This is a genomic window from Couchioplanes caeruleus (assembly GCF_023499255.1).
Taxonomy (GTDB): domain Bacteria; phylum Actinomycetota; class Actinomycetes; order Mycobacteriales; family Micromonosporaceae; genus Actinoplanes; species Actinoplanes caeruleus_A.
Genome location: NZ_CP092183.1, coordinates 6892844 through 6909153, shown reverse-complemented (window position 1 = coordinate 6909153; position 16310 = coordinate 6892844). Strand labels below are relative to the sequence as shown.

At 71.7% G+C, this 16310-nt stretch carries 11 protein-coding genes and 1 pseudogene; 7 read left to right on the top strand and 5 right to left on the bottom strand.

What is annotated here, in order from left to right:
- Positions 1-21 precede the first annotated feature (21 nt).
- Together COUCH_RS31880 and COUCH_RS31875 are read left to right on the top strand one after the other, a co-directional pair.
- Positions 22-780 (top strand): SDR family oxidoreductase, encoded by a 759-nt coding sequence (locus tag COUCH_RS31880; RefSeq protein WP_249608898.1) that lies wholly within the window; start codon positions 22-24, stop codon positions 778-780.
- A 46-nt stretch (positions 781-826) separates the two neighbouring features.
- Positions 827-3244 carry a GH92 family glycosyl hydrolase gene (locus tag COUCH_RS31875; RefSeq protein ID WP_249608897.1) on the top strand — a complete coding sequence of 806 codons (2418 nt, stop codon included), beginning with the start codon at positions 827-829 and terminating at the stop codon, positions 3242-3244.
- Positions 3245-5177: 1933 nt separating this feature from the next.
- Here the strand turns inward: COUCH_RS31875 and COUCH_RS39075 are convergent.
- From COUCH_RS39075 to COUCH_RS31855, 4 genes and pseudogenes are all read right to left on the bottom strand, one after another.
- Positions 5178-5369, bottom strand: a pseudogene (locus COUCH_RS39075) (hypothetical protein); the annotation flags it as partial.
- A gap of 62 nt (positions 5370-5431) precedes the next feature.
- Positions 5432-6412: a DNA polymerase III subunit delta gene (gene holA / locus COUCH_RS31865; protein ID WP_249613869.1), complete on the bottom strand. Its 981-nt coding sequence runs from the start codon at positions 6410-6412 to the stop codon at positions 5432-5434.
- 1050 nt (positions 6413-7462) lie between these two features.
- Positions 7463-7729: a 30S ribosomal protein S20 gene (rpsT, locus tag COUCH_RS31860; protein WP_249608895.1), complete on the bottom strand. Its 267-nt coding sequence runs from the start codon at positions 7727-7729 to the stop codon at positions 7463-7465.
- Positions 7730-7873: 144 nt separating this feature from the next.
- Complete coding sequence (locus COUCH_RS31855; RefSeq protein WP_249608894.1) at positions 7874-8836, bottom strand: phosphotransferase family protein; 963 nt, start codon at positions 8834-8836, stop codon at positions 7874-7876.
- Between the two features lie 53 nt (positions 8837-8889).
- Here COUCH_RS31855 and COUCH_RS31850 point away from each other — a divergent pair, with 53 nt between their 5' ends.
- From COUCH_RS31850 to COUCH_RS31830, 5 genes are all read left to right on the top strand, one after another.
- Entirely contained in the window at positions 8890-9423 is a 534-nt protein-coding gene (locus COUCH_RS31850) for a DUF4240 domain-containing protein (protein WP_249608893.1), read from the top strand.
- Positions 9424-9465: 42 nt separating this feature from the next.
- Entirely contained in the window at positions 9466-9603 is a 138-nt protein-coding gene (locus tag COUCH_RS31845; RefSeq protein WP_249608892.1) for a hypothetical protein, read from the top strand.
- 68 nt (positions 9604-9671) lie between these two features.
- The gene (locus tag COUCH_RS31840) at positions 9672-10487 is read left to right on the top strand and encodes an MOSC domain-containing protein (protein ID WP_249608891.1); all 816 of its coding nucleotides are present in this window, start codon (positions 9672-9674) and stop codon (positions 10485-10487) included.
- 269 nt (positions 10488-10756) lie between these two features.
- Positions 10757-12634 (top strand): translation elongation factor 4, encoded by a 1878-nt coding sequence (lepA, locus tag COUCH_RS31835; RefSeq protein WP_249608890.1) that lies wholly within the window; start codon positions 10757-10759, stop codon positions 12632-12634.
- 945 nt (positions 12635-13579) lie between these two features.
- Positions 13580-13855 carry a GlsB/YeaQ/YmgE family stress response membrane protein gene (locus COUCH_RS31830; protein ID WP_249608889.1) on the top strand — a complete coding sequence of 92 codons (276 nt, stop codon included), beginning with the start codon at positions 13580-13582 and terminating at the stop codon, positions 13853-13855.
- Positions 13856-14497: 642 nt separating this feature from the next.
- On the opposite strand, the gene COUCH_RS31825 is transcribed toward COUCH_RS31830, so the two are convergent.
- Positions 14498-16246, bottom strand: coding sequence for a PAS domain S-box protein (locus COUCH_RS31825; RefSeq protein WP_249608888.1), 1749 nt, complete (start codon positions 16244-16246; stop codon positions 14498-14500).
- Positions 16247-16310 lie beyond the last annotated feature (64 nt).

The following is a 16310-nucleotide window of genomic DNA, read 5'->3' as shown; positions in this document are numbered from 1 at the left end:
GGTCCTCGGAGGGAGCGAACGATGAAGGTTGCAGTCGCGGGCGGCACCGGCCTGACCGGGCGGCACGTGGTCGAGCTGCTGAGCCGCGCGGGGCACGAGCCGGTTCCGCTGTCCCGGGCGGCGGGCGTCGACCTGCTCACCGGCTCCGGGCTCGACGCGGCGCTGGCCGGGGTGGAGACGACGATCGACGTCAGCAACGTCACCACCATGAAGCGGGAAGCCGCCGTCGGCTTCTTCGACAGGGCCGGGCGCACCCTGCTGGAGGCGGAGGCGCGGGCCGGCGTACGACACCACGTCACCCTCTCGATCGTCGGCATCGACCGCGTGAAGACCGGCTACTACCAGGGGAAACTGCGCCAGGAGGCGGTCGTGCGCGAGGGCGGGGTGCCGTGGAGCGTGCTGCGGGCCACGCAGTTCCACGAGTTCCCCGGACAGATCCTCGACCGGCTCCCGGGACCGGTGGCGCTGGTGCCCGCGATGAAGGTGCAGCCGATCGCCGTCAGGGAAGTCGCCGAGGCGCTGGTGGAGCTGGCCGCCGGGGAGCCGAAGGGCATGGCGGGGGACCTGGCCGGGCCGCGCGTCGAGTCCCTGGTCGACATGGCCCGGCGGGTGATCCGGGCCGGGCTTGCCCGGCGCCGGCCGGTGGTACCCCTCTGGCTGCCCGGTCCGATGCGTACCGGCGGACTGCTGCCGACCGGCCCGGGGCCGCGCGGGGCGCAGACGTTCGACGCATGGCTGGCCGAGGCGGGCGGGTTCGCCGAGCATTCACCGCGGGGATGATCCTCAGACGTATCGGTGATCGTCGACGTCACCGTAGGGTCGGTCCATGTCGAAGTCTCGTGTCCGTTCCCTGCTGGCCGCGGCCGTGGGAACGCTTCTGGTCGTTTCCGGGGCCCCGGCCGTACGGGCGGAAGCCGCACCCGCGCCCGTGCCGCTCGTGGCGGACCCCGCCGCGTACGTCGACCCGTTCATCGGCAGCTCGCGGGGCGGCAACACCTGGCCCGGAGCCACCCGGCCGTTCGGCATGATCGCGTGGAGCCCGACCAGCACCACCGGCGACCAGACCAGCACCGGCGCCGCCAACGGGTACGAGTACAACGTCACGAAGGTGCGCGGGTTCAGCCTCACCCACGTCAACGGCGCGGGGTGCAATCCGGGCGCCGCGGGTGACGTGCCGATCATGCCGTACGTGGGTGACGTGGACACCTCACCGACCGCCGACACCCGCGACGCCAAGTACGCGGCCACGTTCTCGCACGCCAACGAGTCGGCGAGCCCGGGGCGGTACACGGTCACGCTCGACTCCGGCGCGCGCACCGACCTGGCGGTGAGCACCCGGGCGGGCATCGGGGACTTCTCGTTCCCCGCCGGGGCGGCCGCCAACCTGCTGTTCCGCACGTCGAACTCGCTGAACGGCAGCGAGGACGCCGAGGTCAGCATCGACGCCGCCGCCCGTACGGTGAACGGCTCGGTCCTGACCGGGGGTTTCTGCGGACGGCGCGGCAACGGGGGCGGCGCCTCCAACCCGAACCGGCGCTCGTACTACCGGCTCTACTTCAGCGCGGTGTTCGACCGTGACTTCGCGCGGACCGGCACGTGGAAGGACTCGGCGGTCACCCCCGGAGGTACCTCGGCCAGCGGCGGCGAAGGTTACCTGACCGGCGCCGACCGGGCCGGTCGCGGCTCCGGCGGGTGGGTGGGCTTCGACACCGGTACGGACACCGACGTGCGGATGCGCATCGGGATCTCGTACGTCAGCCTCGCCGGCGCCGCGGCCAACCGGGAGGCGGAAGTGCCCGACGGCGCGACCGTCGACTCGGTCGCGGCCGCCACCCGCGCGGCCTGGACCACCGAGCTGAAGCGGATCCGCGTCGGCGGCGGCACCGAGGCTCGCACGACGGCCTTCTACACCGCCGTCTACCACTCGCTCATGCAGCCGCAGACCATGAACGACATCGACGGCCGTTACCTCGGCGCCGACCTGCAGATCCACAGCCTCCGCCCGGGACAGAAAGCCGTGTACGGCACGTTCTCCGGCTGGGACCAGTACCGTGCGCAGATCCAGCTGCTGGCCATCCTGCGCCCGGACGTGGCCGGTGACATGGCGCAGTCGATGATGGACTTCGCCGCGCAGAACCGGGGCATCTGGGACCGCTGGCTGCACCTCGGCGCCCCGACCCACGTCATGACCGGCGACCCGGCGGCGCCCACGCTCGCCACGTACTACGCGATGGGCGTCCGCAACTTCGACGTCCGCGGCGCCCTCGACTCGCTGGTCGAGCAGGCCACCGTGCAGAACCCCGACGCGCTCTCCGACGCCGGTTGCCCCGGCCAGTGCCTGGGACAGCGGCCGACGCTCGACACGTACCTCGCCCTCAAGTACGCCGCGAACGACATCTGCCACTGCTGGGGCGGGGCCGCGGAGACGCTGGAGAACTCCCTCGCCGACTTCTCCCTCGCCATGTGGGCGCAGCGGGCCGGGCGTACCGACCTGTACCGCCAGCTGCTCCCGCGCGGCGACTACTGGAAGAACACCTTCAACCCCGCGGTCGGCTACCAGGCGGCGCGCCGGGCCGACGGGAGCTGGCAGAGCGGCTTCACCCCGGCCACGGACGCCGGCTTCGCGCAGGGGTCGAGCGCCACGTACACGTGGATGGTGCCGCAGGACGTGTCCGGCCTGGCCGGCCTCATGGGCGGCCGGACGGCGGCGGCCACCCGGCTCGACGGCTTCTTCCACGACGAGAACGGCAACTGGGCGGTCCTCGGCGGCAACGCGCTGCGCTACGACCCAACGAACGAGCCCGGCATCCACGCGCCGTGGCTGTACAACGCGCTCGGACAGCCGTGGAAGACGCAGGAAACCGTACGGCAGATCGTGGACACCGCGTACGGCACCGGCCCGGCCGGTCTCCCCGGCAACGACGACCTGGGCACGATGAGCGCCTGGTACGTGTTCGCGGCCATCGGCCTGTTCCCGCAGGTGCCGGGCAGGGCGGAACTGCTGCTCGGCAGCCCGGTGTTCACCCGCATCGAGATCGACCGCGGTAATGGGGTGCGGCTGACGATCAACGCCGACGGGACGGAGACGTACGTGCGGGGGGTGCGGTTGAACGGGGCGGTGCTGAAGAAGTCGTGGCTGCCGGAGTCGTTCGTGCAGCGGGGTGGGACGGTGGGGTTTGCGCTGGGAGCGGAGGCGGATACGGGATGGGCTACCGCTCCTGGTGATCTGCCTCGGGATCACTGACGGGGTTGGGGGTTGCTGGGCCGGCCGGTTCGGGGTGGAGCTGCAAGGCCGGCGGAGCGGTAGGTGCGCGCTCGGGCTGCGTCCCGGCACGCTGCGATGCGGGTGGCTCTCCGACCGGCGTCCCGCCGCGCTGCGGTGGGGTGGCTCGTCGGTCGGGCGTCTCACCGTGCTGCGGTGCGGGTGGGCTCGTCGGTCGGGCGTCTCACCGTGCTGCGGTGGGGGTGGCTCTTCGGGCGGGCGTCCCGCCGCGCTCGGTGGGGGTGGCTCCTTGGACGGGTGTCCCGCCGCGCTTGGGAGACGTGCCTTCTTGGATGGCGTCCCGCTGCGCCGGTTGGGGTGGCGTTCATCGTGCTGGTGGGATGGCGTTCCGCCGTTCCCCCGGACGTTTCCTCAGCTCAGCGTTGGTCCACGGCGAGCCCGCCTGCAACCCGGCGTGCCGCGCCGGCGGTGCCGCGCCGGCGGTGGATCGGCACGGCAGAGCGCGGCCAATTCGCGCGGCTTGTTCCGTGCGGCTCCTTCCGCGGGGCCAATTCGCGCGGCTCGTTCTGCGCGGCTCGTTCCGCGCGGCTCGTTCTGCGCGGCTCGTTCTGCGCGGCGAATTCGCGCGTCTTGACCGGGCGGCTTATTCGTAGCGGCGGGATGCTGACTGGCGGGTGCGTTGGTCCTGGTCGTCGAGTTGCGCCGGCCAGGGGGTGGTGGCGCGCGGCCCGTTGATGGCTGAGGGATCGGTCGGGAACGTCGACGGGTCTGTGGCCGGGAACAGTTCCGGTTCCGTCGCGTCCTGGCCGCTGCGGAATCCGCCGGCAGCGGGCGGAAGGTAGTCGTCGTCGCGGGTCGTCCAGCGCTTGCGCCCAGCCGGTGGACGCGGGCCCGCGCTCTCGTCGGGCATGGCGTCCGGCCCGGTGGAGGAGGGGCTGCCGTAGCCGGGGCGGAGCGGATAGGGCTCCGACGAGAACGGATCAGAGGCTGCGGAGAAGCGGTCGGCCTCCGGCGCGAAAGGCTCCGATGTGAGCGGCGCCGGCGCGAAGGGCTCGGGCGTGCGTTGCGCCGGGGCGAAGGGATCGGCCTCGAGCGGCACCGGAGCGAATGAATCGGCTTCGAGTGGTGCCGAGGTGAACGGCTCCGTCTTGAACGGTCCCGAAGTGAACGGCTCGGTCTTGAACGGTGCCGAGGCGAGCGGCTCGGGCTCGAGCGGTGCCGAGGTGAATGATTCCGGGACGAACGATCCGGCCTCGGGCGCGAACGCGGTGAGTTCCGGCGCTAAGCGGCTCCGGTCCGCCGGGAACGGGTCAATCTCGTCCGGCTCCGGCGCGAAACGGCGCGGCCGCCCAGGCGAAAAGCGGTCCAGCTCCTGAGTGGACAGATCAATCCCCGGCTCGGCTGACTCCGACTCCGACTCCGGCGTGACGGGACGGTCGGTTGCTCGGGTGCCGTACGCCGACTGGTCGTGGCCGGCGTCCCGGCCGGCCTGCGCGATCACGGAGGGTGGGAGCCGCACCGTCTGCACTCCATGTGACCGGCGCCTTGACAGCCGTTGTGTCGCGTCATCGGAGCCGGTTGCTGCGGCCTTGCGACGTGTCAACCCGGCGTCCTGGGACTTCGCCCTGCTGCTCGCGTACACACCGGAGCCACCGACGCCATCGTCATCGCGCACGGGGAACCCGATCTCGCCGAGCACGTCCAGCTCGCGCGCGGCGTCAGTCGGCTCCGGGCCCAGCCCGATGTCGCACAGCCCAGCCTCAGCCACCGCCACGCCATGCCCGGCGTCACCCAGCCCGGCGGAGCGGAACTCCGCATCGGAGCTCATCACTCCCAGCTCGCCGGCTTCCCGCCCACCGATTGCGCGGCCGGCCGATGCAGAACGTCGCCCACCCGGGCCACGCCCGGCAGACCCGGCCCCGCGAGCGCCCGAAGCAGGCCGGGACGCCCCCGTGGAAGCCCGGGTCAACGCACCCGCCACCGCATCGTTCAGCTTGACCATCACCGCGACCGTGACCGGTAGCACCAGCACACCCCACCAGCTGACCAGCTCGGCCAGCGCCAGCAGGATGCCGAGGGCGATCGCGCCTTCCAGGAACACGAAGCACAGGAAGCCGCTCGGGGCCAGATACTGCAGGCCGAGCATGCGGGCGTACAGGGGTTGGCGGCGGGCCTCGTCGCGGGAGAGGCCGGCGCGGCGCGAGCGGGTCACCGGGTTCCTCCGGAACGGCGGGCCTCGGCCACGGCGAACACGGCCTGCTCGAGGGCGTACCCCCGGTCCTCGCCGCCGCCCTTGACCGCGGCGTTGCACTCGGCGGCCGCGCGCATCGCGTCGACCAGGCCTTCAGGGGACCAGCCGCGCGCCCGCTCCTGCGCCTTCTGGATCTTCCAGGCGGGCATGCCCAGCGAACTCGCCATCTGGTACGGATTGCCCCGGCCCGCCGAGGCCACCCGAGCGACCGTACGCACGCCGTCAGCGATCGCGTCGGCGATCGGCACGGGGTCGACGCCGACGTGCAGGGCCCACCGCAGCGCCTCGAGCGCCCCGGGCACGTCGCCGATCATCGCGGCGTCGGCCACCGCGAACCCGCTGACCTCCGCCCGGCCCTTGTAGTACCGCGCGACCACCGCGGGGGTGATCTTGCCGTCGGTGTCGGCGAGCAGCTGCGAGCACGCGGCGGCGATCTCACGCAGGTCGGTGCCGACGGCCTGGAGCAGCGCCGCGGCGGCCGGCTCGTCACACCGCCCGCCGTTGCGCCGGAACTCGTCACGCACGAACGCTGTCCGTTCCCGATCACCCTTGAGCTTCGCGGCGGCCACCACTGCCGCCCCCGCGGACTTCAACCCGTCGGCCAGCGCCTTGCCCTTCGCGCCGCCGAGGTGCGTGACGATCAACGTCACGTCGGGGTCGGGATTCTTCGCATACGCGAGCAGAGCGGTGATCAGATCCTTCCGCGCGTCCTGCCCGCTGCGGATCACCAGCACCCGCCGCCCGCCGAACAGCGACGGGCTCAGCATCTCGGCCACCTCGCCGGCGGCCAGCTGACCGCCCTCGTACTCCCGGACGTCCGCGCCGGGATCGGCCGCCCGAGCCGCCTCGACCGCCGCGACGACCGCCCGGGCGGCGAGCAACTCCTCGTCGCCGACGACAAGGAGCAGGGAGGGAGGCGCGCTGTTCACGCCGAGAATCTTCGCACGCTGGTCCGACACTTCCGCACGGCTCACTCCTGCGCGCATCCCTCTGACCGGGGAACGCGAAACCAGACATATCGGCGAACCACCATGCCCGCCCCAGGCGCGACGTACTCGATCAGGCTGGATGTCTGCCCCACGAGGCCGACGTGATCCGACGCACATCCGAACCGATCGCTGAGGGTCGAATCGCACAGACGGCCTAACCCGGGCGTGTCCGGTTGCTCTTTTATATAAGTACGGCTAGAGCCTGGTCCCGTGGCGCACGGCCCGGCATGTGCCGTCCCGGCCTGGTCGCGCCCGCATCCGGGCTTGAGTGCAACGCCGGCCCCGGCAGCAAAGGTGCGTCGTCGGCCGCCGTGCCGGCCGGTGCTTCCTGTGCGGGAGGAACCGATCGCGGGCCGCATCCGTCGGCCGGTCCGCGTCGCCGGCCGCCCGGTAGGCCCACGGCCGTGGACACGCCCGCTCGCGCGCAGATCCGCGGCGCGTTGGCCCATCGCCTGTGGGCCCTGGGCGGCGGCAGCGGCCAAGGGCCCGTGGCCCGTGGTCTGTCGCTGATGGGCCAGGTCGTGTCGCCTGGCGCTCATGAGCCGGGTCGCGTCGCCCGTCGCTCATGGGCCAGTCGCCTCGCTGTGTCCGTGGGCCAGTCGCGTCGCCTGTCGCTCATGGGACGTCGCGTCGCCCGTCGCCCATGGGACGTCGCGTCGCCCGTCGCTCATGGGACGTCGCGTCGCCCGTCGTCCGGTGGCCGGCCGCCCGCAATCAGGCGTGGTCCGGTCTGCCGGAACTCGCCGGGGCTGGGCGGGTGCGGCGAAGGCGAGCGGTGCTCGTCACGTTCACCGTGGCCGCGCTCGCCCCGCCCGTGTGCTGGCGCCCACTCTCACCGGTCCGGAGGAGCGGGATGGGGCCGGGCTGGGTCGGGATATGACTCAGGCACCGCTGGACCTGAGGGGTCCGGCGGTGCCTGGAGTATGGTCCTCGACCCGGCCGCTCACCCGGAGGTGGCGGCCGTTGTGCTGCTCCGCGGCGGGCGCGGGGCGGCGCAGGTCAGGCGGACAGCGAGGCGATCCGCTTGGCGATGGCCGACTTGCGGTTCGCCGCCTGGTTCTTGTGGATGACGCCCTTGCTCGCGGCCTTGTCGAGCTGACGCGAGGCGTCACGCAGCAGCGTGGTGGCCGTCGCGGTGTCGCCGGCCTCGCTCGCCTCGTTCAGCTTGCGGATCACGGTCTTCAGCGACGACTTGACCGACTTGTTGCGCAGCCGGGCCTTCTCGTTCTGCCGGTTGCGCTTGATCTGGGACTTGATGTTCGCCACGCGACAGCCTTGTCCTGACTAGTTCGGATGATGTACTCGGACGGTGGCGGGCGCAGCAGGTAGCAGCGCGTCACCACACGCGACGAACCAATGTATCAGGCTCGCTCCGGCGTCCCCAAATCCAGTCGGGGACGGCGCAGCAGCTCAGCCCGTTGTCCGCCAGCCCCGGCGTGACGCGAGCCACGCCAGCGCCTGGCCGCCGCTGAATCGTTGGTGTTGCCGGCTGTGCGGCGAGGCGCTGCTCGGACCGCCGGCCGCCCGGGTCAGCCAGTAGCCGCTCATCGCGGCCAGCGTGCCGTCCACGCCGGCTGCCGGAGCACCCCACGGCTCCAGCAGACGGTCGGTGTCCAGGCCGCTCGCGTACGCGGTGACGAGCAACGTGACGGTGTCGAACCACGGTGCACCCAGGCAGGGCCACGTCCAGTCGCACAGCCAGCTCTTCCCGTACGCATCGATCATGATGTTGTCGATCCTGAGGTCGCCGTGGAGCATGCCCGGGCCCTCGACCAGCGCGGGAAGGCCCTGTTCCAGGCGCGCGAGGTCGTCGAGGTGACTACGGACCCACGCGGGCGCCGGGGGGATCGGTGCGCGTCCCGCTGCGATCTCCGACCACCACGACAGCTCTCCGCGGACGATGTCGCTCAGCCGGGGCAGGGCCGCCATCGGTGAGACGGCAAGCGCGGTTGCTGCCCGCTGCCACGCCTGCAACGCCGAGGAGAGGTCGTCCGGCTTCCAAGGCAGCTCGGGCACGCGCCCGCGGATCGCCTCAAGGCAGAGCACGTAGTGACCTTCGGCGAGGAGGGTCCAGCACGGGCGGGCGGCGGGGACCTCGGGCGGCAGGGCCTGTGTGATGGCCGCCTCACGGGCGTACGCGTCGAATGCGGGGTTTGTCAGCGGCGCCGCCTTGAGGAAGGCCCGTTCGCCGGCCGCGGTCTCGACGATGGCCGCGAAAGCCCTGGTGAAGCCGCCTCCGGCGGTGATCGCGGAAACGACCGGAGAGCCGAGCCGGTCGTTGATGGCCGCCCGCACCGCGGGCGGCAGATCATCCCAATCCGGACGTACGGCGGTAGCGCCGTAAGCGATCTCGGGCAGCGATACCGGGCGCATGCCCCCATCCTGCCTCCCCGGTTTTGTCGTACCCGGCTGGCAGGCTGTCGGACATGAGAACGGACGACTTCTGGGCGGTCATCGACCGGGCGACCGCCGACCGGCCGGCCTCGCCGGACGAGGTGGCGAAACGGGCGGCAGCCGAGCTGGCCGGGCGCGACCCCGCCGAGATCGTGGCCTGGGGCCGCCACCTCGACAAGGTGATGAGCGCCTCCGGCAAGGAGGACCTGTGGGCGGCGGCCTACCTGATCAACGGAGGCTGCTCCGACGACGGCTTCGACCACTTCCGCGGCTGGCTGATCGCCAACGGCCGGGACGTCCTGGCCCGAGCGGTCCGCGACCCCGACTCGCTGGCCGACGTCCCCGCCGTCCGCTCCGCCGCGAGCACCGGCGCGGTGTTCGAGGCCGAGGAAGTGCTCACGATCGCCCAGATGGCGTACCAGCAGGCGACCGGCGAGGCGATGCCGCCCAGCGAGGCGCCTCCTGCTCGGCCGGACGCCGCGATGCTCTGGGACTTCGACGACGAAGAGGAGATGCAGCGGCGGCTGCCCCGGTTGTCGTCGCTGTTCCTGGAGCCGCCGGAGTAGCTCTCGGACCTGGATCTCTTGGCTGCGTTGTGTGACGGGGCCGTGCTGGACGAGCGGCTGCGTGCTGCCGGGCTGATCGGCGGTGCTGTGTCGCTTGGCGGTGCTGTGTCGCTTGGCGGTGCCGCGCTGATTGGCGGTGCTGCGCTGGTCGGCGGTGCTGCGCTGCTGGGCGGCTGGTGATTGCGCCGCTCGCCACTGGGCGGGAAATGGGGTCGAGAAAGGGCGGCGACGGTGGACAGGGTGGGGCCATGAGCGTTGAGCAGCAAGTTCCTGCCGAGGTGTCGTTGCGTGGCGGAGTCGCCGCGGTGAGCTGCAACGATGCGTACTCGTTCAGCAAGCCGAACCGGCCGGAGATCGTTCTGGTCCCGGGGCTGGGCGTCGAGGGTGACATCCATGCCGGTGTCACGGTCCGGCATCGCAGCCGGGTGGCCGTCGACCCGCTTCAGCCGAATCTGCGCCAGGTCCACCTCATCCAGGCCGAGCTGCACGACGAGGTGCGAGCCGAGGGGTTCGACGTGCCGGCCGGTGGGATGGGCGAGAACGTCACGACCACGGGGATCGACCTGCTCGGCTTGCCGTGCGGAACGATCCTGCGATTCGGTTCAGCTGGGGCTGGGGCTGGGGCTGGGGCTGGGGCTGGGGCTGGGGCTGGGGCTGGGGCCGGAGCCGGAGCCGGAGCCGGAGCCGGAGCCGAGGGCGGAGCCGGCGTCGGACCGGGGGGTGGGCCTGCCGATGTGGTGGCGGCTGCCGGGCAGGCCACGCTGGATGACTCCACCGCTGGCGCTGTCGAGCTGCTTTCCGCCGTTGTGGCGGCCGAGGGTGAGCGGGCTGACGTCGATGGCCGGCCTGCGGTCGTGGTGACCGGGCTGCGGAACCCGTGCCAGCAGATCAACCGGTTCCGGCCCGGGCTGCTGAAGCGGGTGCTCGGCAAGGACGAGGCCGGCAACCCGGTACGCCGGGCCGGGGTGATGGCGGTCGTGTTGCGTGGTGGCGTGGTCCGGCCGGGTGATGCGATCTCCGTGGAACTGCCGGCCGCGCCGCATCGGCCGCTGGATCGGGTCTGACCGACTCGCTCCCAGGTGCGGCGACCGGCCGTTGCCCGATGTGATGTCCGGCGCTGCCGGTGGGTGCGGTGACGGACCGACGGTGGCTGCGGTGACCGGCTGTCGGCCCGGTCCGGTAGCGCGTGGTTCGGGGGGTGGCTCGGGTCTCGTCCGGGGTGGGGTTCGCGGCGTGGGACGATAGATGGGCCGGTGTTGTGACCGGTTGCCAGTTCGGCGGGGAGAACCTGCCGGTCGGTAGGCCAGATCTTGAGTGAGAAGAACGGACGAACGTGCCTGGACCGCTCGACCCCGGCGTGAACATCATCGGAGCGACCGATCCGCGTCGTATCCGCAATTTCTGCATCATTGCGCACATTGACCACGGGAAGTCGACGCTGGCCGACCGCATGCTGCAGATCACCGGCGTGGTCGATCCGCGGCAGATGCGGGCGCAGTATCTCGACCGGATGGACATCGAGCGCGAGCGTGGCATCACGATCAAGAGCCAGGCCGTGCGGATGCCGTGGGTCGTGCGGGAAGGCGATCTGACCGGCGAGTCCGCCGTGCTCAACATGATCGACACCCCCGGGCACGTCGACTTCACGTACGAGGTGTCGCGCAGCCTTGCCGCCTGTGAGGGTGCCGTCCTGCTCGTCGACGCCGCTCAGGGCATCGAGGCGCAGACCCTGGCCAACCTGTACCTGGCCATGGAGAACGATCTGCACATCATTCCCGTACTGAACAAGATCGACCTGCCGGCCGCCCAGCCGGAGAAGTACGCGGAAGAGCTCGCCAAGCTGATCGGGTGCGAGCCCAGCGACGTGCTAAGGGTGTCCGGGAAGACCGGGGTGGGCGTGGAGCACCTGTTGGACGAGATCGTCCGGCAGTTCCAGCCCCCGGTCGGCGAGGCCGACGCGCCCGCGCGGGCAATGATCTTCGACTCCGTGTACGACGTGTACCGGGGCGTGGTCACCTACGTCCGGGTCATCGACGGGCGGATCGAGGCCCGGGACCGGATCAAGATGATGTCGACCGGGGCCGTGCACGAGCTGCTCGAGATCGGTGTCGTGTCGCCCGAGATGGAGAAGGCCGGCGCGCTCGGGGTCGGTGAGGTCGGTTACCTGATCACCGGTGTGAAGGACGTGCGGCAGTCCCGCGTCGGTGACACCGTGACCGGGAACGCGCGGCCGGCCAAGGAAGCCCTCGGCGGGTACAAGGACCCGAAGCCGATGGTGTACTCCGGGCTGTACCCGATCGACGGCTCGGACTACCCGGCGCTGCGGGATGCGCTCGACAAGCTGAAGCTCAACGACGCCGCGCTCACGTACGAGCCGGAGACGTCGGCCGCGCTCGGGTTCGGGTTCCGGTGCGGCTTCCTCGGCCTGCTGCACCTGGAGATCATCGGGGAGCGGCTGGAACGCGAGTTCAACCTCGACCTGATCTCCACCGCGCCGAACGTGGTGTACCAGGTGATCACCGAGGACATGCAGGAGCACGTCGTCACGAACCCGAGCGAGTTCCCCGACGGCAAGATCGCGGAGATCCACGAGCCGGTCGTCCGGGCGACGGTGCTGGTGCCCAACGAGTACGTGGGCGCGGTGATGGAGCTGTGCCAGAGCAGGCGCGGCAGCCTGCTCGGCATGGAGTACCTGTCGGCCGAGCGCGTGGAGCTGCGTTACACGCTGCCGCTCGCCGAGATCATCTTCGACTTCTTCGACCAGCTGAAGAGCAAGACCAAGGGGTACGCGTCCCTCGACTACGAGCCCTCCGGCGAGCAGGTCGCCGACCTGGTCAAGGTCGACATCCTGCTGCACGGGGAGCCGGTCGACGCGTTCAGCGCGATCGTGCACAAGGACAAGGCGTACAACTACGGCGTCACGATCGCCGCCAAGCTGCAGAAACTCATCCCGCGCCAGCAGTTCGAGGTGCCGATCCAGGCCGCGATCGGCAGCCGGATCATCGCCCGGGAGACCATCCGCGCCATCCGCAAGGACGTGCTCGCCAAGTGCTACGGCGGTGACATCAGCCGTAAGCGCAAGCTGCTCGAGAAGCAGAAGGAAGGCAAGAAGCGGATGAAGATGGTGGGCCGGGTGGAGGTGCCGCAGGAGGCCTTCATCGCCGCGCTGTCGACGTCGGACGGGCCGGACACCAAGGGCGCCAAGAAGTAGAGGGCCCGGCCACGCCGGCCGGGTTCGGCGCGGGTGGCTGGAGGAGGCCGGCCGGGCGGTCGGCTGGCGGCGAGAGCGTGGCTCGGTGGCGCCCGGTTTAGTGGCGCGTGGCTCGGTGGCGCGTGGCTCGGTGGTGCGGCTCAGTGGCGCGCGGCTCGGTGGTGCGGCTCAGTGGCGCGCGGCTGGGCTAAGCGGGGCGCGGCGGGGCTAAGCGGGACGCGGCTGGGTGACGCGTGGCTGGGCGGCGATGGCTCGGCGGCACGCGGCTGGACTGGGCGGCGCGTGGCTGGACTGGGCGGCGCGTGGCTGGTCAATGCGTGGGCGCGGCGGCTGGGCAACGCGTGGGCGCGGCGGCTGGGCAACGCGTGGGCGCGGCGGCTGGGCAACGCGTGGGCGTGGCGGCTGGGCAGCGCGAGGGTGCGGCAGCGCGAGGGTGCGGCAGCGCGAGGGTGCGGCAGCTCGGTGGGTGCGGCGGCTGGGCTGGTGCGGTGGCTCGGCGGGTGCGTGGGTGCGGCGGCTGGTCGGGCGGTGAGTGGGCGGCTGGTCGGGCGGTGTGTGGGCGTCTGGTCGGGCGGTGTGTGGGCGTCTGGTCGGGCGGTGCGTGGGCGCCTGGATGAGTCGCGGGAGGGCGTGCGAACCGGCGGCGGGCCGGCGGCCGGCGGGTCGCGGTGCGTGCCCGTGGGCGCCGTTGCCAGGGGGTTGTGCGGGAGCTGTGGGGCCGGTGGGGAAGCCCGGTGGGTTGTCTGCGGATCAATCTTGGCGGCGGACCGGCCGGGGTTGGGACCGGGGTGAAGGGTGCTGACCTGCGGGTTTGTCCCTGGGTGGGGATCTTGGGGCGGTTGGCTGAGAGGTTCCTGCGAAATCGGCGGTTTGATTTTCGGGGCGGTCGGGAAATCTGCCGTTCGACGGACGCAACGAATGCTCCACCCCCGAGGAGGAACACCCATGACTGTCACCGGCATCATCACCGCGCTCATCGTCGGTCTGATCATCGGCGCGCTGGGCCGACTGGTCGTACCGGGCAAGCAGAACATCCCGATCTGGCTGACCATGGTCATCGGTGTCGTCGCCGCGCTGCTGGGCACCGTGATCGCCCGCGCCGTCGGCCTCGCCGACACGGACGGCCTCGACTGGACTGAGCTGCTGTTCCAGGTTGTTCTCGCCGCCATCGGTGTCGCGCTGGTTGCCGGCATCGGCGGTCGCCGCAGCTACAACCGCTGACCTTCGGGCCCTCGCGGCCCGCAGGAACCGCACTGCCACAGAACGCCGGGTCTCCCACGGGAGCCCGGCGTTCTGCATGTCCGGAAAAGGTCCGAGGAAAAGGGTCGGGAAAGGGACCGGGCAAAGCCCGGGGAACGGTCGGGCAGGGCGCAGGAAAGGGTGCGGACGGCTCTGGGAGAAAGGGCCCGGATGGCCGCGGAAACGACGGGCGACGGCGCGGCGAGGCGGGAATGGAGCCGGGTACGGCGCGGGAAGGGTCCGTCCGGACGCGGGTAGGGCGTAGGCAAGAGCCGGCAGACCCGGGTGGCGCGCAGGCAAAGGCCGGCCAGACGCGGGTGGACGGTAGGTATGGGGTCGGTCAGACGCGGGGCAGGGCGCAGGCAAAAAGCCTGCTGGACGCGGGTGGGGCGGTAGGTATGGGGTCGGTCAGACGCGGGGCAGGGCGCAGGCGAGGGGCCGGTCAGACGCGGCTAGGGCGCAGGCAAGGCGCAGGCGAGGCGCGTGAACGGGTCTGTGAGGTAGCGGGTGAGCCCGGCGGGAGGTAGCGGGTGAGCCCGGCGGGCCCGTTACGGCCTGGACCGGCCGCTCGGGCCGGGTGTGTGGCACGGGACTTGGCTGTGCCCGTACGTGTGGAGTCGGTTTTCAGTAGCGGAATTTGTGCTGGGCGCTGCGGCGGTTCACCCAGGCCGGGAGTTCGTCGACGTGCTCGAGGTGGGGGACTCTTTCGAGCGGGTCGTGGGCCTTGGTGACGTCGCGCAGGGTCACGACGAAGCCTTGGACCAGGCGGTCTTTTCGCAGGTCGCGGTAGGTGGCTTCGACCAGGATCTGGGTGTCGTCGGGGCGGCGCAGGGCGCAGTGGAGGATGCCGTCGCCCTCTTCGCGCAGGGCGCGGCGGACCTGGCTGCTGTCGTCCGGGTGGACGATGTCCGGCAGGGTGGCGAACGGGGGGAGCCCGTCCGTGCCGAGGAGTTTCTTCAGGGCCGGGCTGGCGTAGCGGATGACCTGGTCCTCGTCGATGACCAGCATGAGGTCCGCGGTGTTGCGGATGACCGCTCGCAGGTACAGGTCGCTGTCGCGGCGGCCTACCGCTTCGACCAGGGCGATGCGGTCCAGGGCGAGGGCCGCCTGGCCGGCCAGCACCTCGAGGACGTCGCGGCCGGCCGCCAGGACGTCGCGGCGGCCCGCCAGGATCAGGGCGCCGCCGTTGGGGCGGGCCACCGCGAGGGGTTCCAGCCAGAGCGGGCAGACCAGGGTGGCGTCCTGCGGGGCCGGCTGTTCAGGGGAGACGCCGACGGCAGCCGGTGCGGGAGCAGAAGACACTGCGGATGGCGAAGAGGGCGCGGGTGGAGGAGAAGCCGCGGGCGGTGGGAGGACCACGGTGTCGGCGGGGGCCCACCAGCTGCGCTGGCCGGTGCCGGGGGATGCCGCCGGTGGTGGCTTCACGGTGAGCTGGCGGTCGTCGGTGGCGAAGTCGATGCGGTGGATCGTGCCCGGCGGGAGGAGCTGCGCGACGGCCGCGCGGACCGCGGTGCCGACGGCGGCCTCGTCCGCCGCCGCGACCAGGGCCTCGCTGGCCTCCCGCAGGGCCCGTTCGCGGGTCAGCGACTGGCTGTTCTGGGTGACCGAGTCGGCGAGGCGGGTGATGGTCAGGACCAGGGTGATCAGCCCGGTGACGGCGATGACGACGCCGTCGGTGACCGTGCCCGACACCGCCTCGGTGAGCAGGACCAGCGGCGGCGTCGCCACGGACAGACCCAGCAGCGCCGCCCAGCGGCCGTCCCAGGGGACCGGGCGGGCCGATGCGGGGTCGGTGAGGCGGGCCATCGACGGGTGCAGGGCCGCCGCGCCCCAGCTCAGGTACAGGACCATGTAGCCGGTCTCGGCGAGCGGGCCGGGGGCGAGCGGGTACGCGATGTCGCTCATCAGCATCGCGATGGCGCCGGTGCACAGCAGCACGGCCGACCAGTTCAGCCACGTGGCCGCGGCCAGGCGGGCGGCGACGATCACGAGCAGCAGGCCGCCGATCACGTCCGACGCGGAGATCGTGGCGAACTGCTCGTTGGGGCCGATGCCGAAGACCCACACCACCAGCAGCGCCGAGCTGGCGCAGGCCAGCAGGTCGATGAGGCGTGCGCGGCTCAGCAGGGCCGCGCCGCCCCGGGTGAACTGCAGCAGCGCCAGCACCACGAACACGAACATGGTGAGGTAGCAGACGTCGGAGGCCGTGAACTTCGCGAACGCGTAGAAGACGTCACCGACGGCGAGGCAGGCCACCGAGGCGGCCAGCATCAGCCAGGGACCGATCCGGGCGGGTCGGTGCCGGCTGATCCCGGCGACCACGGCGCCGACGCTCACGGCTCCGAAGAGGATCCATTCGAGGGCTTGGAGCACGAATAACTAGTACCAGCACGGTCGCTGTCTGTCCATGTCGATGTATACGCAGCGCAATGACCAG

Bases quoted from the DNA above. Each gene is read 5' to 3' on its own strand.
- COUCH_RS31855 (WP_249608894.1), bottom strand. From the start codon at position 8,836: ATGCGCCCGGTATCGCTGCCCGAGATCGCTTACGGCGCTACCGCCGTA.
- COUCH_RS31840 (WP_249608891.1), top strand. From the start codon at position 9,672: ATGAGCGTTGAGCAGCAAGTTCCTGCCGAGGTGTCGTTGCGTGGCGGA.
- COUCH_RS31850 (WP_249608893.1), top strand. From the start codon at position 8,890: ATGAGAACGGACGACTTCTGGGCGGTCATCGACCGGGCGACCGCCGAC.
- COUCH_RS31830 (WP_249608889.1), top strand. From the start codon at position 13,580: ATGACTGTCACCGGCATCATCACCGCGCTCATCGTCGGTCTGATCATC.
- COUCH_RS31880 (WP_249608898.1), top strand. From the start codon at position 22: ATGAAGGTTGCAGTCGCGGGCGGCACCGGCCTGACCGGGCGGCACGTG.
- COUCH_RS31875 (WP_249608897.1), top strand. From the start codon at position 827: ATGTCGAAGTCTCGTGTCCGTTCCCTGCTGGCCGCGGCCGTGGGAACG.